The sequence below is a fragment of the Amycolatopsis sp. WAC 01376 genome (assembly GCF_003947415.1).
Lineage (GTDB): Bacteria > Actinomycetota > Actinomycetes > Mycobacteriales > Pseudonocardiaceae > Amycolatopsis.
The window spans coordinates 339,023-360,316 of record NZ_QHKL01000007.1 but is presented as its reverse complement, the minus strand read 5'-3'; the positions used below and the strand labels follow the sequence as shown (position 1 = coordinate 360,316).

The window sequence follows — 21,294 nt, the reverse complement described above, 5'->3', positions numbered from 1 at the left end:
GTGACAAGAGAATCCTTTCTAGCGAACGGGGGCACCGGGGCCGAGCGGGATGCCGAACACCCAGAACACGAAGAACAGCAACGTCCACACCACCAGCAGGGAGAACGCGAGCGGGACGGTCATCGAGAAGAGCGTGCCGATACCGGCCGAACGGCGGTAGCGCTGCAAGAAGCCCAGCGCCATCACGAAGTACGGGCTCATCGGGGTGATCGCGTTCGTGCACGAATCCGCGATGCGGTACAGCGCCTGCGTGGTCTCCGGCGGGATGTCCAGCAGCATCAGCATCGGCACGAACACCGGGCCGATCAGCGCCCATTGCGCGGAACCACTGGTGACGATCAGGTTCACCAGGGTCACCACGACGAGGATGCCCAGCATGATGACCGGTCCGGAGACGCCGGAGGTTTTGAGCAGGCCGGCGCCGTTGATCGCGGTGATCTCCCCGATGCCGGTCCATTTGAAGTAGGCCAGGAACTGGGAGATGGCGAAGAACAGCACCAGGATCGGCGCCATCTCGCGGAATCCGTGGGCCATGAACCCCGGGATGTCGCGGCTGCTGGTCACCGTCCCGGCGACCTTGCCATAGGCCCAGCCCGCGGCCAGGAAGCCGAGCGCGAGGAAGATCGAGATTGAGGTCAGCAGCGGTGACTCGATGATGCTCCCGCCCTTGCCGCGCAACGGCGACGACGCGGGAAGCACCGCCAGCACCAAGGCGATCACGAAGACGGCCAGCGCGATGAGCGCGGCGAGCAGGCCCCGCCGCTCCTCACGGCTGAGCCGGAGTGAGCCGAGATCGTCTTCCTCCGCGTCATCGTCGACGGGCATCGCCTCGGCGCGGCGCGCGAGGACCTTCTCGGTCACGAGCGTGATCACCGCGGCCAGCACGACCGACGAGGCGAGCGAGAAGAAGTAGTTGGCCAGCGGGGTGACCGAGTAGGCCGGATCGATCGTCTGCGCCGCCGCCGTGGTCAGCCCGGAGAGGATGGCGTCGGTCGGCGTGATCAGCGGACTCGCGTCGTAACCGGCGGAGATGGACACGAACGCGACGACGATACCCAGGATCGGGCTGCGCCCCACCGCGCGGAAAGCCAAGGCTCCCAACGGGATCAGCACCACGTAGGCCGCGTCGGAGGCGACGTGGGACACCATTCCGGTGAACGCCAGCGCGAACGTCACCCACCGCGGCGACACCTTCGAAACGCCGGACCGGAGCACGGCCGCGAGCAGACCGGACCGCTCGGCGACCGCCACGCCGAGCATCACCACGAGGATCGTGCCCAGCGGCGGGAACGACGTGTAGCTCTTGACCGCGTCGGTCACCATCATCCGCACGCCCTCGGCGGACAACAGGTTCTTCGCCTCGACCGTCTTGCCCGTGGCCGGGTTCACCGCCGACACCCCGGCCGCGCTGAGCCCCCAGCTGGCCAGCGCCAGCACTCCGCTCAGGAGGACGAACAGCCAGAACGGATGCGGCAGCTTGTTGCCGAGCCGCTCGACGCCGTCGAGCGCGCGCAGCAGGAAGTTCATCGGACGTGAAGTGGTTCTGGCCTGGCTGGAACTCACCGGCGCGGCTCCTTTCGCGATCGGAGGCCCATTACAGACTCATACGACCGAATAGTGCAAGTCTGAATGTGAAAGTGCTCGGATCAGTCACTTGGAAGCACTCAGTGACTGATACATTCAACCCATGCTGACCGAACCCGACCTCGACCTGATCGCGGCGCTCCAGGTCGCCCCACGCGCGTCGGTCGCCGCGCTGGCCGAGGCGCTCGACGTTTCGGCCAGCACGGTGGGGCGACGGCTGACCCGCCTCGAGGAACAGCGGATCCTCCGGGTGATCGGCCAGGTCGAGTGGCGGGCAAGGGCTCGCGGGAACCCGCGGCACGTCTGGGTCACGACCGAACCGGGCGCGTCCGGCTCGGCGGCGAAGGCGCTCGCACGGTTTCCCGAGGTCCAGCTCGCGGCGGAGACGGCGGGCCGGTCGGACGTCTACCTGGCCGTGCACGTCCCGGACCGCGCTCAAGCACGCGAACTGCTCGCCGAGCGCATCCCCGGGGTCGCCGGTGTGGCCGGGACGCATTCGGAGCTGGTGCTGCGGGCGCTGACCAGGGCCGACTCCTGGCGGCTGCATCGGCTGAGCGAAGAACAGCAGGCGATCCTCGCCCGCGAACAGGTGGTACCGGGCACGCCGGACGGATTCGACGCCGACGAAGTGGGTCCGGACGAACGGCGGCTCATCGGGCTGCTGGCCGGGAACGGCCGGATCACCGCGGCCGAAGCGGGCCGGATCCTCGACCTCAGCCAGTCCACCGCCTACCGGCTGATCCAGTCGACGCTGCGGCGCGGCATCGTCCGGCCGCGGGTCGAGGTCGAACCCGCGCAGCTCGGCTACGAACTGGAAGCGGTCATCGCGCTGACCATCACCCCTGGCGCCATCGAGGCCGTGGCCGGGGAACTGGCGCGGCATCCGTCGGCGCGGTACGTGTCGATCGTCGCCGGCACCGCTTCGGTCATCCACCAAGGCGTGTTCCGCAACGAGGACGAGATGGCCGACTTCCTCACCCGCGACCTCGCACCCTTACCCGGGATCACCGCACTGCAGGTTTCGGTGGTGCTGCGCATGCTGCGCCGGTACTGGCTGTACCGGGAAGATGGCAGATTCGCCCCGGACAGCGCCTGAACCCGGCTCAGCGAGCGGCCGTGGTGACCGACGGCGACGAGGCGAACGGGACCAGCAGGCGAGCCGCGCCGCTGCCGTCTGCGGGCACGGACCAGATGTCGCTTTCCTTCCCGTTCTCGCGCGGCAGGCCGTAGGCGATCGTGTCGTTGTCGAGCCAGACCACCTGATCGTCCACACTGCGCGTTTCCGCGAGCGGGGTCTCCCGCATCGTGGCCAGGTCCAGCACGTGTTCCCGCCATGGCCGGACGTCGCCGTCCGCCACCCGCTTCTTGAACGCGAGCTTCGTCCCGTCCGGCGACAACGACGGGCATTCCGCGTTCTCCCGCAGCGTGCGCGCGTTCCATGCCTCGTTGTCGCCCTGCACCAGGTAGGTACGCCCGCCGGTGGCGACCGTGGCGTAGAACGTCCGCTGGTCGGCGGCGAACGTGACGCCCCAGTAATTGACGTCCTCGCCGCGGTGGACCGCGTCCCCGATCCGCAGGGGGATGCCCTCGATATTGCTCGAAAGCTCGTTCCGTTCGCGATCCATGATGGCCGTGCGCGTCGAGAAGGTGCCGGGCGTCGAGTACGAGTCACCGGTGACGAAGGTGGTCCAGCTTCCCATCCGGCCGGCGGGCGAGAGCTTCGCGCGGTTGGGGATGCCGGGGACGTCGACCCGCTTGACCTCGGCGAGCGCGGTGTCGACGAACCTGGCGACCGCGCCGGGCATGGGCGTGGGTTCCTTCGCCAGGCACAGTCCGCCGTCCGCCGCGGTGTAGAACCGCTCGCAACTCAGCGAACTGACCCGGCGCGGACCCCCGGGATCGGAGACGGGGACCGAGGCGACGTTCCCGTAGCCGGGCCCCGCCGCACCGTTGCGGAACAGCAGCCGCCCCGGCTCCCCCAGTACGACCGGCTGTGCGGAATCCACCGCGACCGTCGCGTCGGCCGTCCGCCGTTCAGGGCTGTTCGCCTTGGCCTGCACGACGTACACCACCGAGGCGGCGGCGAGGGCGGCGACACCCGCCAGCGCCACGACGAACTTCATCGGGAGCTTCACCCGGTCTCCTTTCCCCGTCACCGGCAGCGGAACGGGCCCGCCTTGTCGAGCAGTTCCCCGTTGGTGCCGATGATCTCCCAGGAATAGGTCTTTCCCTTGAGCACCAGCTTCATCACGCCGTGCTTGCCCAGGATCTTCTCGACGCCTTCACGGGCCTTGTAATCGAGGTAGAGACTGTCGCCACCGATACCGGCGATGACCGAGCGCACGCCATTGGCCTCGTCGACGTGCCCGTTCACATCCAGCGGCTTGGTCCGCTCGTAATGGTGATCGTGCCCGGCGAACACGACGTCAGCCTTTGCCCTGGCCAGCTCGTTCCACAGTGGCGCGATGCTCTTCGCGTCTCCGGAATTACCCGAGTTGAAGCGCGGATGGTGCCAATACCCGGCGATGCAGGACTTCTTGGTCTTCGCGAGGTCCTTGCGCAGCCACTCCACCTGCTCGGCGCCACCGCCGTTGTACACCGGGTCCGAATCGAGCGCGACGAAATGGAAGGCGCCGACGTCGAAACTGTAGTACGGCTTTCCCTTGGGGATCGCGATCTTCCCGAAGTACTGTTTGTACCCCGCCAGCTCGTTGTTCCACTCGTGGTTACCCGGCGTGGGTTTGGTGATGCGCTTGAACTTGCCCCACGTCTTGTCGTAGTAATTCCGGAACTCTTCGATGGTCCCGTCGACGTATTGGTTGTCGCCGACCGTCAGCACGTATCGGGGCTTGATCCTGCTCACCAGCTCCGCCGTCCGCTGATGCTCGGACGGCAGCTCCGGCTTGGCGATGTCGCCGGCGAGCGCGATGACGATGCCGTCGGACGCCGACGGCCGGGTGGCCGCCTTCACCGGCACGGTCGACCCGGACAGGTTCCCGGCCGCGTCCCGTGCCCGCACCGCGTACTGGAAGTCGAAGCCCGACGCCAGCGACGTGTCGGTGTAGGACGTCGTCGCGGTCCGGCCGATGACGTTGCCGTTGCGCAGGACTTCGTACTCCGTGACCCCCACGTTGTCGGTGGACGCGGTCCAGCCGAGCGTGATGCTCTCGGTGCTGGCCGACGCCTGCCGGAGCCCGACCGGCACCGATGGCGGCTGGATGTCACCGTCGCCCGTCCGGACGCCGTAGACCTCCAACTCCCACAGCGAGTATCCGTAAACGGTCGCCCGCGCCGTGCCGAAGATCCGGACGTGCCGCGCGGAGGTGTTCAGGCCGGTGAACTCGTCGAGGCTGCCGTCACTGCCCACGACGGTTCTCACGTCCCGCCAGTTCTGGCCGTCGTCGGACGCCTGGACCTGGTAATCCTTCGCGTGGGCCGATTCCCAGAAGACCTTGATCCGGCTGATGTCCGCGGGGCCGCCGAGGTCGACCGCGATCCACTGTGGATCACCCTCCAGACTCGCCCAGCGGGTCGTCGAGTCGCCGTCGACGGCGAGAGCGCCACTGAAGCTCTCGTTTTCGACGGTGGAGGTCGTGGTCCGTTTGCCGACCGACAGCAGGGATTCCACCGGTCCGGCCGTGGCGCCGGAAGCGGTCACGGGTTGAGCGAGCAGGACGATCGCCGCGATCGCGGCGACGCCCGGCTTCACCATTCGATTCACCTGTACTCCTGGATGGACCTACGTGTTCGTGGACAACACACCGGGTCCGGTGCCGCGTACGGCACCGGACCACGGCCGTCAGCGGCAGGTGTACGGACCCGCCTTGTCGAGCACCTTCCCAGCGGTGTCGTGGATCTCCCAGGAGTAGGACTTCCCGTTCAGCACCAGCTTCATCACGCCGTGCTTGGCGAAGATCTTCTCGACCCGTTCGTGCGTCTTGTAATCCGTGTAGAGGTAGTCGCCGCCGATGCCGGCGATCACCGACCGCACGCCGTTCGCCTCGTCGACCTGCCCGTTGACGTCCAGCGGCTTGGTCCGCTCGTAGTGATGGTCGTGCCCGCCGAAGACGACGTCCGCCTTCGCTTTGACCAGTTCGTTCCACAGCGGCGCCATCTGCTTCTTGTCGCCGTAGTTTCCCGAGTTGAAGCGCGGATGGTGCCAGTACCCGATGACGCAGGACTTCGTGTTCTTCGCCAGGTCGTTGCGCAGCCAGGTCACCTGTTCGGACCCACCGCCGGTGTAGATCGGATTCGAGTCCATCGCGACGAAGTGGAAGTCGCCGATGTCGTAGCTGTAGTACGGCTGGCCCTGCGGGTACGCGATCGCGCCGAAGTACTCCTTGTATCCCCTGAGCTGGTCGTCCCACTCGTGGTTGCCCGTCGTGGGCTTGGTGATGCTCTTGAACTTGCCCCACGTCTTGTCGTAGTGCGCGCGGTACTCGGAAATGGTGCCCTTGTGGTACTGGTTGTCGCCAACGGTCAGCACGTACTGCGGGTTCATCTTGGCGACCAGGTTCGCGGTCGCCTGATGCGTCGAGAAGAGCTCGGGGTTGGCGATGTCTCCCGCGAGCGCGATGGTGATGGGTCCGGTGCCGCCGGGTTTGGTCGCGGCCCGGATCGCCGCACTCGCCGCGGAGACGTTGCCCGCCGCGTCTCGTGCCCGCACGGAGTAGCCGAATTCCACTCCGGACGCCAGCCCGCTGTCGGTGTAGGTGGTCGTCGCCGTGGTCCCGACGACGTTCCCGTCGCGGAGCACCTCGTACTCGGTGACCCCGACGTTGTCGGTGGACGCCGTCCAGCCGAGGGTGACGCTGTCGGTGGTGGTGGCCGTCGCGGCGAGGCCGGTCGGCGCCGTCGGTGCCTGCGTGTCACCGCCGCCGACGCGGTCGCCGTAGATTTCGAGCTCCCACAACGAATAGCCGTAGGTCGTACCGCGAGCCGTCCCGTGGACACGGATGTGACGCGCGGAGGCGTTGAGGCCGAGGTGTTCGTCGATGGCGCCGTCGCCGCCGACGATCGACTTGATGTCGGTCCAGGTCTTGCCGTCGGCCGAGCCCTGGATCTTGTAGGTCTTGGCGTACGCGGCTTCCCAGTTCAGTTTGACCTTGGTGACGGTCGCGGTGCCGCCGAGGTCGACGGCGATCCATTGCGGATCCACCATCTCCTCGCTCGCCCACCGGGTCGTGGCGTTGCCGTCGACGGCGTTGCCACCGGCGAAGGCAGTGCCCTCGACCGACGAGGTCGTGGTCGGTTTGCCCGCGGACAGCAGGGATTCCGCCTGCGCGGCGGTACCGGAAGAGATGAGCGTCTGCCCCAGCAGGACCAGGGTCGCCACCGCGACACCGGCCAGGGGTGTTCTCCGTTTCATGCGAACTCCTCGACGTTGCGGAGTCGGCGAGTACCGGCGGTGGGCGACGTCGTGTCGGCCGGAGTCGTCCTGACATTAGTTAAGTAAGTTTCCTAACGATCGCAGTGTAAAAGGTTCTTAAACTCACAGTCAACGGGTGAGCGCCCGGTGGTCGGCACCATTTGGTGGCAAGGTCGCGGCCATGGTGACGCTGGATCGGCTCGTGAACGTCCTCGGTGGCTACGGGGCGCGGTTGTGGTGCTGCCCGGTATCGCGCGAGGCGGCCTTGCGCGACGTGGTGATGCACGATGCCGCCGACCCCCGTGACCTGCGCGGGGACGTGTACCTCGCCGTCGGCACGGACTCCGTCACGACGGCCGTGGACCTCGCCGCCGCGGCGCGGGCGTCGGTCGTCCTGGTCCGCGGATCGTCGCCGCCGGACCCGGAGGCGGCCGAGCGGGCGGAGCGCGGCGGTGTCGCGGTGCTGCTGGTGGAGCCGGACGTGTCCTGGGGCCAGCTCGCCGGCGTGGTCTACGGGCTGGTGCTGGAAGGTCGCGAGACCGAGTCCGGCCGCGGGCCGACCGACCTGTTCGCGCTGGCCGACAGCCTCGCCGACGCGCTCGGCAGCGCGGTGACCATCGAAGACCGGCTCTCCCGGGTCCTGGCCTACTCCAGCCGCCAGCACCAGGCCGACCGGGCGCGGCTGGAGACGATCCTGGGCAGGAAGGTCCCGGAGCCGGTCCGCGAACTGTTCGAGCGGCGCGGCGTGTTCCGGCATCTCGCCGAGTCCGACGAGCCACTGTTCGTCGAAGCCGATCCCGAGCACGGGCTGACCGGGCGCATGGTCGTCGCGGTCCGCGCGGGCCGGGAGGCACTGGGCTCGATCTGGGTGGAATGCGACCGGCCGCTGATCGACACCCGGCGTGCGGTCCTGCGGGACAGCTCGCGCACGGTCGGCCTGCATCTGCTGCGCTCCCGGGCGAGCGCGGACCTGGAACGGCAGGTCGAGTCCGATCTGGTGATCCGGCTGGTGGAGGGCACGCCGGACGCGGCGGCCGTGCTCAGCAGGCTCGGCCTGCCACCCGGCCGATTCCGCGTGATCGCACTCCAGGCCCACATCGGCGACGAACGCCACGCCGCGCTCCTGCTCGCGTTCGAGCGGGCGACCACCGGTTTCGGCTGGTCACGGCCGGGGCGCAGCACTCTGTTCAGCAACACCGTCTACACCGTCCTGCCAGGGGACGACGTCGAGGCCGCCAGGGCGTGGGTCGGTTCGATCCGTGAGGCACTGCCCAGCCAGGTGACGATGCTGGCCGGGATCGGAGCCGGAGCGACGTCCGTGGAGCTGCCTGCGAGCAGGCGGGAAGCCGACGAATGTCTCGCACTCCACGACGTCCGGCCAGGCACGAAGTCCGCGATCGCCTACGACGAGGCCTGGGACGACATCCTGGTGCAACGGCTGCGAGCCGCCGCCGCGTCCGGCCGGGCACCGGCCCGCGGCCCGATCACCGAGTTGCGACGGCACGACAGCGCGAACGCCACCAATTACGTCGCGACGCTGCGCGCCTGGCTCGAGGCACAGGGAGACCTCGCCGAAGCCGCCGAGCGGCTCGACGTGCACCCCAACACGATCCGCTACCGGCTGCGGAAGATGGCCGAGGTGACCGAACTCCGGCTCGACCAGCCCGCGAAACGGCTGGCGATGATCATCGAGCTGGCCGTGTCCGAACCTGGCACTTGACCGTTCCGGCCAAAGCCGCCCGCCCTGTTTGTCGGATCCGGACAATCGCCGCGTTCTGTTTCCGAGCCATCCTGACCGCGACAGCACCACTCGTGCAGCGGAGGAATTCATGGGCGATCTCGACCGGATCGACGGCGGCCCGCGTTCGGCGATCGTGATCGGCGCCGGCGTGGTCGGCCTGTCGACCGCGTGGTTCCTGCAGGAACGCGGCGTCGGCGTCACGGTGCTGGACCGCGAAGGCATCGCGGCCGGCGCTTCGTGGGGCAATGCCGGCTGGCTCTCCCCCGGCCTCTCGATCCCCCTCAACGAACCCGGTGTCCTGCGCTACGGGCTGCGGACGCTGCTCGACCGGCAGGCACCGCTGCACGTTCCGCCGTCCCCCGATCCTCGGCTGTGGTCGTTCCTCGCCCGCTTCGCCGCGAACTGCACCGGACGCTCGTGGACTCGCGCTGTCGAGGCGAACTCACCCCTGAACGAGGAATGCCTCGAGGCCTTCGACGTCCTCACCGCGAACGGGGTGGACGCGCCGACCATCGAAGCGCCGATCACGGCGGCGTTCGAGACCACCGACGAGGCCTCGGGGCTGATCACCGAACTGCGGCGCATCGGCGAGACCGGACAGGACATCTCCTACACCCGGCTCACTGCTGCCGACCTCGCCGAGCGATTCCCCCAGGCCACGGCGAGGCTCGGCGCCGGTGTCCGGATCGACGGGCAGCGCTACGTCGACCCGGGCCGGTTCGTCGAGTCGCTGGCACGAGCGGTGGTCGGCCGGGGCGGCACGATCCGTCACCGGTTCGAAGTCGCGTCCCTGCGCGCACACCGCCATGCGCTGAGCGTGCGCTCGAAGACGGGCCAGACGGTGAACGCCAACGCGGTCGTGCTGGCGACCGGGGCCTGGCTGGGAGATCTCGGGCGGAAGTGGGGAGTCAAGGTCCCCGTGCGCGCCGGACGCGGCTACTCCTTCACCGTGCCGACCGATCGTCCCGTACCAGGGCCGCTCTACCTGCCGGACATCCGCGTGGCGTGCACGCCGTACCGGGGCGGCCTCCGCGTGGCAGGCACGATGGAGTTCCGGAAGCCGGACGCACCACTGGATCCCGCCCGGATCGACGCGATCATCGCCTCGGCGCGACCGTTCCTCACCGGCCTGGACTGGGACCGGCGCACCGACGAATGGGTCGGCTCCCGCCCGGTCACCACCGACGGGCGGCACGTGATCGGCGCGACGAGCACCCCCGGCCTCTACGTCGCGGGCGGGCACGGGATGTGGGGACTGACCCACGGCCCGATCACCGGACGCCTCCTGGCCGAGCACATCACCACCGGGAAGCAGCCCGAGGCCCTGCGCCCCTTCGATCCCCTTCGCTGATTTCGGATGACGATGCTTCCAGACAACGAAACCCCACCGGCCGAACAGTCCGAAGTGGACCGGCTCCGCGCCGAGAACGCCCTGCTGCGCACCGAGAAAGACCTTCTGCTGAAGGCCGCGATCGGGTTCGCCACCGACGCGGGCGCCTTCCAGCGGCGGCACGACAAGCCAGAGACCCGCTGACCGACGCGGGACTCACCGAAGGTCTGTGGGGGCCGGGTCCTTTCCGCGCCCGGCCCTCACAGACGTAACGATCGAAAGGCGATCAGCACCATGACCATCGTCTCGTCAGGCCCTTGGCTCACCCCGGAAGCGCACGCGCGCCTGGTGCGCGAGCTCGCGACGTTGCGGCGCCCCGGCACCGACGACGAGATCGAGCACCTCCTCCACCGGCAGGCACGGATCCGGCAGATCGAGGACACGCTGCGCGGCGCCGTGGTCGGACAGGACCCTCCGGACGACGGGATCGCCGAGCCCGGCATGGTGCTCACCGTCGAGTACGACGACGGCGACACCGAAACCTTCCTGCTCGGCACTCGCGACGAGGCTGGACACGGCGCTCTCGAGGTCTACTCCCCCGATTCTCCGCTCGGCCGCGCACTCCACGGCGCGAAACCGGGCGACCGGCGGGAGTATCGCGTGCCGAGCGGCGGAGCCGTGGGCGTCACGCTTCTCGACGCCAAGCCTTACAGCCGCCATCGGGAGGGCGCCCGCTGACGGTTCGATGCCGGCTGGGCTCGCGGTTCCTACGCCTTCGCTACCAACCCTGGGCCAAGGGAGCGTGTTCTAGCGACCCTTGCTTGTTGAGGGGAAAGCCAAAGGTGTCGTGGTGCGGGGCCAGTGTCGCTGCTGCGTAGGCCTCCTTGCCTACTCTGACGGTAGTGAAGGAGGCTTTCGCTACCGTCAGATGTGATTCCCTGGTGACAGTGGGACGGCTGTGACCTCGGCGGCCGGTCGCGAAGTACATGAAGGACCCCTTCCTTGCGCCTAGCTACAGGAAGGGGTCCTTCATGTAGCTAGGGAGCGCGTGAAGGACCCCTTCACGCGCCCCGTCGTGACTGGTGCCGCTGAGTTTCCCGTTCCGTGAAGGGCCCCTTGAGGGACCCAGAGTCCCTCAAGGGGCCCTTCACGGAACGACACGCCGCAGAACGCACTTGCCGCGTCTCCACGAACGACATCGCGGATGACGAGGCCGTGTCCGTCGTGCCGACCACCACGGTCATCGCAGCGGCGCCGAGAAGGTCTGTGACGTTCGTGGCACACCGCTCCGCACGACCACCGGGGCTGTCACCGTTCGGCCAGTGACTGGGCGTGGGGAATCGGCGGGGCACGGTCGGGGTGTTGTTCCCGTGGCGGGGGCGGTGGTCGCCGGTGTGGGACTGGCACTTCAGGCCCGGTTGAACGGAGAACTCGGTTCGCGCATGGGCGACGGCATCGCGGCGACGCTGGCGTCGACGTGTGTCGGGCTGATTCTCCTGCTCGTGGCCGTTCCGCTGCTCCCCGTCGGGCGGCGTGGGCTGGGTCTGCTGTGCGCGGCGGTGTGTGCCGGCCGGTTGCGGTGGTGGCATCTGACGGGCGGCGTCTGCGGCGCGTTGTTCGTGGCCGCTCAGGGAATCAGTGTCGGCTCTGTCGGCGTGGCCGTGTTCACGGTGGCGGTCGTGGGTGGCTCGGCGCTCGGCGGGCTGGTCGTGGACCGGTTCTGGGGTGGGCGCCCGATCACGACGGCACGGACGGCCGGGGCGGCGGCGTGTGTGGCGGCGGTCGCCGTGGCCGGGTACGGCGCTTGGAGCGGTCCCGGCACGCTGACTCTGGCGGTGCTGCCCGTGCTCGCCGGTGTCGCGATCGCGATCCAGACGGCGTTGAACGGCCGGATCGGGGCGGTCGCCGAGTCACCGTGGCCGTCGGCCGCCACGTTCGCCGGCGTCGCGATCACTTTTCTGGCCCTGCTGCTGGCGGCCCGCCCGGTTCCAGAGAGACGCTGAATCGTCGCCTGTGGAGCAAATCGTCGCGCAGGTTGCGACCGCGATGTCACATGTTACGTTGCTTCACCATGACCAGCGACGGGATCGACGCGGTGGATTACCACTGCGGTGGCGAACCGTTCAGGATCGTCACCGAGACAACGGAACCAGCCGGGGCGACGGTCGCCGAAAAGCGTGTCGCGGCCGCGGCCGACTCCGAAGTCGACGGATTGCGGCAACTGCTCTGCTCGGAGCCACGCGGGCACGCCGACATGTACGGCGGTTTCGTCGTGGCACCGGACGATCCGGGTGCCCATTTCGGCGTTCTCTTCTGGCACAAGGACGGCTTCTCCGCCGCGTGCGGCCACGGCACGATGTGCCTGGGCACCTGGGCGGTCCAGACCGGGCTGGTGCCCACCGACCCCAGCGGCGTCACCGAGGTGGTCGTCGACGTGCCGTCCGGACGGGTGACCGCGCGGGTCGCCACGGCCGGCGCCAAGGTCACCGCGGTCGACTTCGTCAGCGTTGCCGGCTATCTCCTTCATGAGGACGTCGTAGTGGAGACGTCGCGCGGCACCACCACTTGCGTGATCGCCTTCGGCGGCGCGATGTACGCCCACGTGCCCGCGGCGGACTTCGGTCTCTCCGTCGACAAGGCCTCGTTACCCGAACTGATCGACCTGGGGCGGAAAATCAAGAACGAGCTCAACACGAGCGCGTACGCCGAACACCCGCTCGACCCGAGGCTCAGCGGAATCTACGGCGTGATCTTCTTCGACGACCTCGGCGACGACGAAGACGGAAACGTCCGTCAGCGCAACGTGACCGTCTTCGCCGACGGGCAGGTGGACAGGTCACCTTGTGGTTCGGGGACCGCCTCGCGCGTCGCGGCACTACACGCGTCCGGGCGGCTGGCGGCGGATCGGGCACTCGTCCATTCGTCGATCGTCGGTTCGACCTGGTCCGCCCGGATCGCGGACACGACCGAAGTCGCCGGCCGGAACGCGGTGATGCCCGTGGTGACGGGCCGCGCGTTCCGCACCGGCCACCACCGGTTCGTCGTGGACCCCGACGACGACCTGGTTCCGGGCTTCGTACTGCGCTGAGGGAAATCAGGAGGACTCATGGACGTCGTCACCCTCGGCCCCGAGGAGATCCGTTCGGCCGTGTCCATGTCCGCCGCGATCGACGCGGTACGGAACGGATTTCTCGCACTGCGCCGTGGCGAGTTCGAGATGCCGACGCGGACCGTGTTGCGCGACGGCGGATTCCTCGTGATGTCCACGCACCACCGCCCGACCGCCTCGGCGATGATCAAGACCCTGAGCCTCGATTTCGACGGGCGCGTGCCCGCCATCGTCGGGACGGTCGTCTGGAGCGAACTCGCCCACGTCCGTCATCTCGTCGCCGACGCCACCGAGGTGACCCGCATCCGCACCGGCGCCATCGTCGGCGTCGCGACCGACCTGCTGGCTCCGCCGGAAGCGAAGACGTGCACCCTCATCGGCGCCGGCGGGCAGGCGGCTGATCAGATCCGCGCCGTGCACGCCGTCCGGCCGCTGACCGAGCTCAGGATCGTCGCCCGCGGCCTTGAACGCGCCCGCGCGCTCGCGAAGGTCCTCGGCGAGGAGCTGCACCTCGACACCGTCCATGTCGAGACCGACGTCGACGAGGCGGTTCGCGATGCCGACATCGTCTGTTGCGCCACGACGTCCACCACGCCGTTGTTCTCGCACTTGTCGCTGGCGGACCACGCCCACGTCAACGCCATCGGCGCCTTCCGCCCCACCATGCGAGAACTCCCGGACGAGCTGCTCGCCGAAGCGACCGTCGTCATCGACGAACGCGACGCCGTCCTCGAAGAGTCCGGGGAGATCATCCACGCACTGGAGGCGGGTGCCATCACCGAGGACGACCTCATCGAGCTCGGCACCGCGCTGACCGACGGAGTCCCGAAGCGATCCGGCCGGACGGTCTTCAAGAGTGTCGGGGTGGCCATGCAGGACTGGGCGATCGCCGACCTGCTCGCTCGAGCATGCCTCGGCCGGGCAACGTGAACCCGATCAGGCCCGGGTGTGGAGATTCAGGACACGTGTGGTCCCGAATCTCCACACCCGCCTAGGACTCGTCGAGGAGATCCTCGATCAGGATGGGAATGTGCCGGACCCGGATCCCGGTGGCGTTGTGGACGGCGTTCGCGACCGCCGCCGCCATTCCGACGATGCCGATCTCGCCCAGCCCTTTCGCGCCGACCGAGTTGTGCAACGTGTCCGGGTACTCGACGAAGTGGACGTCGACCTCCGGGATGTCCGCGTTCACCGGGATCAGGTAGCTCGCGAGGTCACCGTTGGCGAAGCGTCCGTTGTCCTCGACTTCCAGCCCCTCGTGCAGAGCGGCCGACACACCCCAGATCATGCCTCCGATGATCTGGCTGCGCGCCGCCGCCGGGTTGATGATGCGGCCGGAGTCGAATACGCCGAGCATGCGGGACACCCGGATCTCGCGCGTCCACTTGTGCACGCGGACTTCGCAGAACTGGGCGCCGAAGGAGCTGAACGAATGCTTGGTCAGTTCCTCGCCGGGCGCCGAGGAACCGGTCACCGACAACGAGGGGCGCTTCAGTGCCCGCAACAGTTCGCCGAAGGTCATCGTCCGGTCTCCGGCCAGCACCTGGCCGTCCGCATAGGACACGTCCATACCGTCGAACGGTGCGCCGGGGGCCGACGCCAGTGCCAGCAGTTCGTCGATCGCCTTGGCGGCGGCGATCATGATGGCCGTCCCCGCACTCGCGGTGGCCGTCGAGCCGCCGGACATGCCCCCGGGCGGCAGCTTCGAATCACCGAGCCGCGGCGTCACCCGATCCGGCGGGATGTCCAGCGATTCCCCGCCCACCAGGGAGAGCACGGTCAGCAAGCCCGTCCCCGGGTCCGCTCCGCTGGTCGCGACGACGGCCGTGTCGTCGGGCAGCAAGGTGATCTCGACCGTCGCCGGGAATCGCAAGGCGGGGAACATGGCGGTGGCCGTTCCCATGCCCACGAGCCAGTCTCCGTCGGCCCGCCCTTGGGGTGCGCGATCCGCCCAGCCGAACCGCGTCGCGCCGATGCGGAAGCATTCGTCGAGGTGTTTGCTCGACCACTGCAGATCCTTGCCGGGCGGAGCGGTCGAGTTGTTCCGCTGACGCAGCTCGATCGGGTCCATGCGCAGCGCGACCGCGAGCTCGTCGATCGCGCTCTCCAGCGCGAAAGACCCCGGCGCCTCGCCCGGTGCCCGCATGAAGGTGGTCGGCGGGATGTTCAGCGGCACGATCTTCTGGCTGATGGCCAGGTTCCGGGTGGCGTACCACTCGCGCGAGGTGCCGTGTGACGTCGGCTCGACGAACGACCGGTCCAGCGGAGTGCTGCACCACGAGTCGTGACGCAGGGCGTTGAGCGTGCCGTCGTGTTCCGCGCCGAGCGCGATCTTCTGCACCGTCGCGGCACGGCCCGCGGTCGCGGTGAAGACCTGTTCCCGGCTGAGCGCGGCTTTCACCGGCCTGCCGAGGACCCTGGCCGCCGCCGCGGCCAGGAACGCCGGGGTGGACGTGCGGCCCTTGCCGCCGAACGCACCGCCCACGAAGGGGTTCACCGCGTGCACCTCGGACGGCTCCGTGCCCAGCGCCATCGCCAGCTCCGCCGCTTGGAGGTTGGATCCCTGGTTGCCGCTGTGGACCGTCAGGCCGTCGGGCCCCCACACCGCGACCGCGGAATGCGGTTCCAACGCGGCGTGGTGCTGGGGCGCGGTGGAGTACGTGGCTTCGACGACCACCGGGCTCGCGGTGAGCGCGTCCTCGATGGACTCGACGCCGGGAGCGAGGATGGCGAGCGTGGATGGTCCACCGTCCCTCCCGGACGGCGCGTCTTCCGCGGAAGCCAGGCCGTCCTCCAACGAAGTCAGCGCGGGCCTCGGCAGGTAGGAGACCTCGACCAGCATCGCCGCGTCGCGAGCCTGCTCGTAGGTCTCGGCGACCACGAAGCCGATCGGCTGGCCATAGTAGGCGACTTCCTTGTCCTGCAAGGGAACCCAGGTCTCACCCATGAACTGTGTGGCCGGGGTGCGCAGTTCCAGCGGATCGAACGGCGTGTACACACCGATCACGCCCGGAGCAGCTTTCGCCGCCGTGACGTCCATCGCGTCGATCTCGCCGTGTGCGATCGTGCTGAGCACGACGTACCCGTGGACCAGCCCGGGGAAGGTGTGATCCGCCCCGTACTCGGCCCGGCCGGTGACCTTCAGTGGCCCGTCCACCCGGCTGGTCATCAGCGGCTCCCCTCGGTCAGTTCGAGCAGTGCGCGGACGATGGTCCGCCGCAGCAACGACGTCTTGAAATCATTCGAGGCCAACGGGCGCGCGCCCTCGGCGGCCAGCGCGGCGGCGTCTTCGAAGGCCGAGACCGTCGCGGGCGCGCCGCGCAAGGCCTCCTCGACCGCGGGCAGCCGCCAAGGCACGGTCGCCACGCCGCCGGCCGCGACCCGGGCGTCGACGATGCGCGAGCCTTCGACCCGCAGCGCGACCGCGGCCGAGCACAGCGCGAACTCGTAGGACTGCCTGTCCCGGACCTTGACGTACGTGGAGTTCGACGCCCAATCCAGCTGTGGGACCACGACTTCCGCGATCAGTTCGCCGGGCTGGAGATCGGTCTCCACCTCCGGGGTGTCACCGGGCAGGCGGTAGAAGGAAGCCAGTTCGACGGTGCGGGTGCCCGTCGCGCTGACCAGCCGGAGCCGTGCGTCGAGGGCGACCAGTGCGACGGCCACATCGCTCGCGTGGGTCGCCACGCACGAATCGCTCGTGCCCAGCACCGCGTGCATCCGGTTGGCGCCCGAGATCGCAGGGCAGCCGCTACCGGGTACCCGCCGGTTGCACGGCATGGCGACGTCCCGGAAGTATGAGCAGCGGGTGCGCTGCATGAGGTTCCCGCCGATACTCGCCATGTTCCGGATCTGCTGGGAGGCGCTGAGCAGCAGCGCCCGGGAGATCGCCGGATACACCCCGGGATGCGCGGCGATGTCGCCCATTCGCTCCAGCGCGCCGAACCGGAGCCCGTCGGCGGTGTCGATACCCCGCAGCGGCACCGCGTTGATGTCCAGGACCTGTTGCGGGGTCAGGACATTGAGTTTCATCAGGTCGACGAGAGTGGTCCCGCCCGCCAGGAAGGTGCCGGGCGAGGAGACCGCGGCCTCGACGGTCTCGGGTGCGAGCAGCTCAAAGGGACGCATCGGCCCTCCTTGCCTGCTCGACGGCCGCGATGATGTTCGGGTACGCCGCGCACCGGCAGAGGTTGCCGGACATGAACTCACGGACGTCCTCGACGTCCTGCTCGACGGCGGCGACCGCCGACATGATCTGCCCCGACGTGCAGAATCCGCACTGGAGGGCGTCCCGGTCGACGAACGCCTGCTGGACCGGATGCAGCCGGTCCTCTGTGGACAGTCCTTCGACCGTGGTCACCGGCTGCTTCACGGTGGCGGCCAAGGTGAGGCAGGACAGCACCGGCCGTCCGCCGACGTGCACCGTGCAGGCGCCGCACTGCCCCCGGTCACAGCCTTTCTTCGGGCCTGTGACGGCGAGCCGCTCCCGCAGCGCGTCCAGCAGGGTCACCCCGGGATCGAGACTCAGGTGTTCCGTCCTGCCGTTGACTTCGAGTGAGATGTCCACTGGATCTCTTTCCGCAGATCGTCCGGGCACGGGCCCGACGGCGTAGGTTGAGGTGGTGGGAGACTGTTCGCGAACCGAAACGGATATTCATCCGCTTCGTTTTTCAAGTTAGCGGATTACAATCCGCTTGGCAATGTCGATGCTCCCCCTGGAGTCGCTCCAGGTCGCCCGGGTTCCTCGGCTACATTTCACCGGAGAACGGGATCGGCGGACGGGAGGGAAGATGACGACGGGATCGGTCAACCCCCGGCGCGCGGACACCCGGCGCAACCACGAGCGCATCCTCGCCACCGCGGCGAAGTCACTGGCCGGCTCCGGTGAGGTCTCGTTCAACGCGATCGCGAAACAGGCCGAGGTCGGTGTCGGCACGGTGTACCGGCATTTCCCCACCCCGGAAGCCCTCATCCTGGCGGTCTACCAGCGCGAAGTACGCCAGCTCGTCGACATCGTGCCGAGCCTGCTCGAGAAGTTCCCGCCAGAGCAGGCTTTCCGGACGTGGACCACCGACCACCTCGCGCATTACATGATGACCAAACGCGGACTCGCCGACGCCCTTCGCGCCGCGACGGCTTCGCGCGGCGAGCTGCCCGCGGGAGCCTACGAGGCCATGGTCGGCGCGGTTTTCAAGCTGTTGCAGGCGAATATCGACGCCGGCACCGTCCGCCCGGATCTGAAGCCCGAGACCGTCCTGCGTGGACTGGGCGGCCTGCTGTACCTCGACCCGAACGGTGAGTGGCGGCGCGACGTCGCGAGCCTCCTCGATCTGCTGTGGCGCGGGATGGGCACCGACCGTTCTTGACGCCGCTCAGGGCCGAGGGATGTTGCGGAGGTTCGCGCGGGCAAGGTCGATCATCCGGCCGACCCCGCCTTCGAGGACGACCTTGCTCGCGGCCAACGCGAATCCGCCGAGCTGCCCGGCGGTGATGTGCGGCGGGACGGACAGCGCGTTCGGGTCGGTCACGACGTCGACCAGCGCGGGGCCGTCGTGGCTCAGCGCCTCCTTGAGAGCCGCGCGCAGCCGGGTCGGGTCGGTCACCCGCTCGGCTCGCAGACCGGCGCCACTGGCGATGGCGGCGAAGTCGACCGGGCGGTGGTCGGTCTGATAGTCGGGCAGGCCGTCGACCAGCATCTCCAGTTTCACCATGCCCAGCGAGGAGTTGTTGAACGTCACGATCTTGACCGGGAGGTCGTGCAAGGCCACGGTGAGCAGTTCGCCGAGCAGCATGCCGAGCCCGCCGTCGCCGGACATCGACACGACCTGACGTCCCGGGTACGCGAACTGCGCGCCGATGGCGTGCGGTAGCGCGTTGGCCATGGTGCCGTGCAGGAACGAACCGATGACCCGGCGCCGCCCGTTGGGCGTGAGGTACCGGGCCGCCCACACATTGCACATTCCGGTGTCCACCGTGAAGATCGCGTCGTCCGCGGCGAGTTCGTCCAGCAGATCCGCGGCGAACTCCGGGTGGATGGGAACGTGCCGTTCGACGTTGCGGGTGTAGGCGTCGACGACCTGCTCCAGCGTTTTGCAGTGCTCACGCAGCATGCGGTCCAGGAACGTCCGATCGGTCTTGCGTCGCAGGAGCGGCCGCACTGCTCGCAGCGTTTCCCGTACGTCGCCATGCACCGCCAGTTCCAGCGGGGTGCGGCGGCCGAGCCGGGTCGCGTCGTGGTCGACCTGCACGGTCCGGGCCTGGGGAAGGAAGGAATCGTAAGGGAAATCGGTGCCCAGCAGGAGCAGCAGATCGGCGCCGTGCATCGCCCGGTAACAGGCGCCGTAGCCGAGCAGCCCGCTCATTCCGACGTCGTAGGGGTTGTCGTACTGGATCCACTCCTTGCCGCGCAGGCTGTGGCCGACCGGCGCCTGGACGGTCTCGGCCAGTTCCATCACCTCGGCATGCGCGCCGCGCACCCCGGCGCCGGCGAACACCGTGACGGTTTCGGCTTCGTTGATCAACTCGGCGAGCCGTGCCACCTGGGATTCGGGCGGCATGACCGTCCCGTGTTCGGTGACCGGCACTCCGCTCCCGGTGGGCGCCGCGGCCTCGAGGTGCGCGACGTCGCCGAGCAGCACGAGCACCGACACCTCGCCGCGGGACAACGCGTGCTGCATGGCGATCCGCAGCACCCTTGGCATTTGAGCGGGCCTGCTGATCTGCTCGCAGTAGCCGCTGCAGTCGACGAACAACCGTTCAGGATGGGTCTCCTGGAAGAACCCGGTCCCGATCTGCGCGGACGGGATATGCGAGGCGAGCGCGAGAACCGGGGCACCGGTGCGGTGCGCGTCGTAAAGACCCTGCACCAGATGCGTGTTGCCGGGACCGCAGCTGCCGGCGCACACCGCGAGCTTTCCGGTCAGCTGGGCCTCGGCGGCCGCCGCGAACGCGCCGGCCTCCTCGTTCCGTACGTGCACCCACTCGATGCCCGGGGTGCGCCGGATGGCATCGACGATGGGGTTGAGGCTGTCTCCGACCACGCCGTAGATCCGCTCCACCCCGGCCTGCACCAGGACTTGGACGAACTGCTCGGCGACGTTGGGCTTGGCCATCAGGACCCCTTCGATACTCCGGCGGCGGGACTGCCCTTCATGATCCACGGGAGTGCCCCGCCTCGCAGGACCTAGCGCCTGTTTCGTATTGAGGGGTAAGTCAACGTGCCGTGGCCGGAGTTGGCGGCTGGGGCGGGACTGGCCGAAGAGACGCCTTCCCGACTGTCCATTAGGGACATTTTCCGAGGTGTCAGTGTCCGAGTTGGGCGAGTTGTGCGGTTTGGGGAGGGGGTCGTGAGTGGTAAAGAGGGTTAGAACGCTACTTGCCACTCACGACTCTTGTGGACACTCAGAGCGCAGCTGACTCCTGTCGGCCAGCCCGGAACCACGCTTGGGCGCGAAGACCGCGAACTTGACTTATGAAACGCGACCTAGCCGAGGTCGGCCGAGGAACCGACCACGACGGCGTAAAGATCACCGATCGTGGCGAGGGCGGAGCGATGCTGCTCCGCGGCGGTCACCGGGCCGACAGCGGACGGGAGCGCGCGCGTCGCGCAGGCGGCCGCCACCACGGTCGGGGCGTTTCCACGCAGGAACGCGCCCTCCGCGGTGAACGTGACACACATATGGGTCATGAACCCGGCCACGACGACGTTCTGGTGTCCGGCCGCGTCGACCAGTTCTCCCAACGGGGTGCCGACGAACGAGTTCGGCGCGGTCTTCACCACGACCTCCTCGCCCGGAGCGGGGGCGACCCGTTCGTGGATCTGGCCGATGTCCTGCTGGAGGTCGTACGGGCTGCCCTCGCCGCCGTCGTGCTTGACGTGAATGACCGTCGCGCCCTCGGCACGGGCGCGCGCCAGCAAGGTGGCCGCCTCGTCGAGCGCCGCTTCCCAGCCGTCGAGTTCCATCACGCCGCGCGTGTAGGTGTTCTGGTAGTCGACGAGGATCACCGTCGCGTCCGAGAGAGTCGCGGGAGTCGTCGGCAGGGTGCTGATCTCGCGGAGAGTAGTGCTGGTCATCGTGTTTCCTTCGCTTTCCGTCGGTACGGTTACCATCGTGGCTGACCCGATCCGATACTGGGATACGGATTCGGGTCGGCTGTGGTCG

General features: G+C 68.6%; 18 protein-coding genes. 9 read left to right on the top strand and 9 right to left on the bottom strand.

Features of this window, described 5'->3' with window-relative positions:
- Nucleotides 1-18 precede the first annotated feature (18 nt).
- Nucleotides 19-1,527, bottom strand: coding sequence for an AbgT family transporter (locus DMH03_RS32185; RefSeq protein ID WP_125795983.1), 1,509 nt, complete (start codon nucleotides 1,525-1,527; stop codon nucleotides 19-21).
- A 160-nt stretch (nucleotides 1,528-1,687) separates the two neighbouring features.
- Between DMH03_RS32185 and DMH03_RS32180 the strand changes: the two genes are divergently transcribed.
- The gene (locus DMH03_RS32180) at nucleotides 1,688-2,680 is read left to right on the top strand and encodes an Lrp/AsnC family transcriptional regulator (RefSeq protein ID WP_125795745.1); all 993 of its coding nucleotides are present in this window, start codon (nucleotides 1,688-1,690) and stop codon (nucleotides 2,678-2,680) included.
- Between the two features lie 7 nt (nucleotides 2,681-2,687).
- Here the strand turns inward: DMH03_RS32180 and DMH03_RS32175 are convergent, their stop codons facing one another.
- From DMH03_RS32175 to DMH03_RS32165, 3 genes are all read right to left on the bottom strand, one after another.
- Entirely contained in the window at nucleotides 2,688-3,719 is a 1,032-nt protein-coding gene (locus tag DMH03_RS32175) for a hypothetical protein (RefSeq protein WP_125795744.1), read from the bottom strand.
- Nucleotides 3,720-3,736: 17 nt separating this feature from the next.
- A complete protein-coding gene (locus DMH03_RS32170; protein WP_125795743.1) occupies nucleotides 3,737-5,296 on the bottom strand; it encodes a discoidin domain-containing protein in 1,560 nt (519 codons plus the stop codon).
- 87 nt (nucleotides 5,297-5,383) lie between these two features.
- Nucleotides 5,384-6,952: a discoidin domain-containing protein gene (locus tag DMH03_RS32165; protein ID WP_125795742.1), complete on the bottom strand. Its 1,569-nt coding sequence runs from the start codon at nucleotides 6,950-6,952 to the stop codon at nucleotides 5,384-5,386.
- 181 nt (nucleotides 6,953-7,133) lie between these two features.
- Here DMH03_RS32165 and DMH03_RS32160 point away from each other — a divergent pair, with 181 nt between their 5' ends.
- The 7 genes from DMH03_RS32160 to DMH03_RS32135 all read left to right on the top strand — a co-directional run bounded on the left by DMH03_RS32160 (nucleotide 7,134) and on the right by DMH03_RS32135 (nucleotide 14,062).
- A complete protein-coding gene (locus DMH03_RS32160) occupies nucleotides 7,134-8,672 on the top strand; it encodes a CdaR family transcriptional regulator (protein WP_125795741.1) in 1,539 nt (512 codons plus the stop codon).
- 109 nt (nucleotides 8,673-8,781) lie between these two features.
- Nucleotides 8,782-10,044: an FAD-binding oxidoreductase gene (locus DMH03_RS32155; RefSeq protein ID WP_125795740.1), complete on the top strand. Its 1,263-nt coding sequence runs from the start codon at nucleotides 8,782-8,784 to the stop codon at nucleotides 10,042-10,044.
- A gap of 6 nt (nucleotides 10,045-10,050) precedes the next feature.
- Nucleotides 10,051-10,227 carry a hypothetical protein gene (locus DMH03_RS42450; RefSeq protein WP_199749100.1) on the top strand — a complete coding sequence of 59 codons (177 nt, stop codon included), beginning with the start codon at nucleotides 10,051-10,053 and terminating at the stop codon, nucleotides 10,225-10,227.
- Nucleotides 10,228-10,317: 90 nt separating this feature from the next.
- On the top strand, nucleotides 10,318-10,761 hold the full coding sequence (locus tag DMH03_RS32150; protein ID WP_125795739.1) for a GreA/GreB family elongation factor: 444 nt from the start codon (nucleotides 10,318-10,320) through the stop codon (nucleotides 10,759-10,761).
- Between the two features lie 632 nt (nucleotides 10,762-11,393).
- Nucleotides 11,394-12,026 carry a DMT family transporter gene (locus DMH03_RS32145; RefSeq protein ID WP_125795738.1) on the top strand — a complete coding sequence of 211 codons (633 nt, stop codon included), beginning with the start codon at nucleotides 11,394-11,396 and terminating at the stop codon, nucleotides 12,024-12,026.
- A gap of 68 nt (nucleotides 12,027-12,094) precedes the next feature.
- On the top strand, nucleotides 12,095-13,111 hold the full coding sequence (locus tag DMH03_RS32140; RefSeq protein ID WP_125795737.1) for a proline racemase family protein: 1,017 nt from the start codon (nucleotides 12,095-12,097) through the stop codon (nucleotides 13,109-13,111).
- Between the two features lie 18 nt (nucleotides 13,112-13,129).
- Nucleotides 13,130-14,062, top strand: coding sequence for an ornithine cyclodeaminase family protein (locus tag DMH03_RS32135; RefSeq protein WP_125795736.1), 933 nt, complete (start codon nucleotides 13,130-13,132; stop codon nucleotides 14,060-14,062).
- Nucleotides 14,063-14,123: 61 nt separating this feature from the next.
- Here DMH03_RS32135 and DMH03_RS32130 read toward each other — a convergent pair whose 3' ends face one another.
- From DMH03_RS32130 to DMH03_RS32120, 3 genes are read right to left on the bottom strand one after another with little or no spacing between them, the layout of a single operon-like run.
- Nucleotides 14,124-16,301 carry a xanthine dehydrogenase family protein molybdopterin-binding subunit gene (locus tag DMH03_RS32130; RefSeq protein ID WP_125795735.1) on the bottom strand — a complete coding sequence of 726 codons (2,178 nt, stop codon included), beginning with the start codon at nucleotides 16,299-16,301 and terminating at the stop codon, nucleotides 14,124-14,126.
- Nucleotides 16,301-17,260 (bottom strand): xanthine dehydrogenase family protein subunit M, encoded by a 960-nt coding sequence (locus DMH03_RS32125; RefSeq protein ID WP_125795734.1) that lies wholly within the window; start codon nucleotides 17,258-17,260, stop codon nucleotides 16,301-16,303. The genes DMH03_RS32130 and DMH03_RS32125 overlap by 1 nt, the downstream gene beginning before the upstream one ends.
- Entirely contained in the window at nucleotides 17,247-17,699 is a 453-nt protein-coding gene (locus DMH03_RS32120; protein ID WP_125787612.1) for a (2Fe-2S)-binding protein, read from the bottom strand. Before DMH03_RS32120 ends, DMH03_RS32125 begins: the two co-directional genes overlap by 14 nt.
- Before the next feature lie 223 nt (nucleotides 17,700-17,922).
- Here DMH03_RS32120 and DMH03_RS32115 point away from each other — a divergent pair, with 223 nt between their 5' ends.
- A complete protein-coding gene (locus tag DMH03_RS32115; protein ID WP_125787613.1) occupies nucleotides 17,923-18,498 on the top strand; it encodes a TetR/AcrR family transcriptional regulator in 576 nt (191 codons plus the stop codon).
- Nucleotides 18,499-18,504: 6 nt separating this feature from the next.
- On the opposite strand, the gene DMH03_RS32110 is transcribed toward DMH03_RS32115, so the two are convergent.
- Both DMH03_RS32110 and DMH03_RS32105 read right to left on the bottom strand, forming a co-directional pair.
- Nucleotides 18,505-20,244: a pyruvate dehydrogenase gene (locus DMH03_RS32110; protein ID WP_125795733.1), complete on the bottom strand. Its 1,740-nt coding sequence runs from the start codon at nucleotides 20,242-20,244 to the stop codon at nucleotides 18,505-18,507.
- A gap of 371 nt (nucleotides 20,245-20,615) precedes the next feature.
- Nucleotides 20,616-21,206: an isochorismatase family protein gene (locus DMH03_RS32105; protein WP_125795732.1), complete on the bottom strand. Its 591-nt coding sequence runs from the start codon at nucleotides 21,204-21,206 to the stop codon at nucleotides 20,616-20,618.
- Between the last annotated feature and the right edge of the window lie 88 nt (nucleotides 21,207-21,294).

Excerpts from the sequence above, each read along its gene's own strand:
- DMH03_RS32185 (WP_125795983.1), bottom strand. The coding sequence starts at position 1,527 with ATGAACTTCCTGCTGCGCGCGCTCGACGGCGTCGAGCGGCTCGGCAAC.
- DMH03_RS32180 (WP_125795745.1), top strand. The coding sequence starts at position 1,688 with ATGCTGACCGAACCCGACCTCGACCTGATCGCGGCGCTCCAGGTCGCC.
- DMH03_RS32170 (WP_125795743.1), bottom strand. The coding sequence starts at position 5,296 with ATGGTGAAGCCGGGCGTCGCCGCGATCGCGGCGATCGTCCTGCTCGCT.
- DMH03_RS32165 (WP_125795742.1), bottom strand. The coding sequence starts at position 6,952 with ATGAAACGGAGAACACCCCTGGCCGGTGTCGCGGTGGCGACCCTGGTC.
- DMH03_RS32160 (WP_125795741.1), top strand. The coding sequence starts at position 7,134 with ATGGTGACGCTGGATCGGCTCGTGAACGTCCTCGGTGGCTACGGGGCG.
- DMH03_RS32155 (WP_125795740.1), top strand. The coding sequence starts at position 8,782 with ATGGGCGATCTCGACCGGATCGACGGCGGCCCGCGTTCGGCGATCGTG.
- DMH03_RS42450 (WP_199749100.1), top strand. The coding sequence starts at position 10,051 with ATGACGATGCTTCCAGACAACGAAACCCCACCGGCCGAACAGTCCGAA.
- DMH03_RS32150 (WP_125795739.1), top strand. The coding sequence starts at position 10,318 with ATGACCATCGTCTCGTCAGGCCCTTGGCTCACCCCGGAAGCGCACGCG.
- DMH03_RS32140 (WP_125795737.1), top strand. The coding sequence starts at position 12,095 with ATGACCAGCGACGGGATCGACGCGGTGGATTACCACTGCGGTGGCGAA.
- DMH03_RS32135 (WP_125795736.1), top strand. The coding sequence starts at position 13,130 with ATGGACGTCGTCACCCTCGGCCCCGAGGAGATCCGTTCGGCCGTGTCC.
- DMH03_RS32130 (WP_125795735.1), bottom strand. The coding sequence starts at position 16,301 with ATGACCAGCCGGGTGGACGGGCCACTGAAGGTCACCGGCCGGGCCGAG.
- DMH03_RS32125 (WP_125795734.1), bottom strand. The coding sequence starts at position 17,260 with ATGCGTCCCTTTGAGCTGCTCGCACCCGAGACCGTCGAGGCCGCGGTC.
- DMH03_RS32115 (WP_125787613.1), top strand. The coding sequence starts at position 17,923 with ATGACGACGGGATCGGTCAACCCCCGGCGCGCGGACACCCGGCGCAAC.
- DMH03_RS32110 (WP_125795733.1), bottom strand. The coding sequence starts at position 20,244 with ATGGCCAAGCCCAACGTCGCCGAGCAGTTCGTCCAAGTCCTGGTGCAG.
- DMH03_RS32105 (WP_125795732.1), bottom strand. The coding sequence starts at position 21,206 with ATGACCAGCACTACTCTCCGCGAGATCAGCACCCTGCCGACGACTCCC.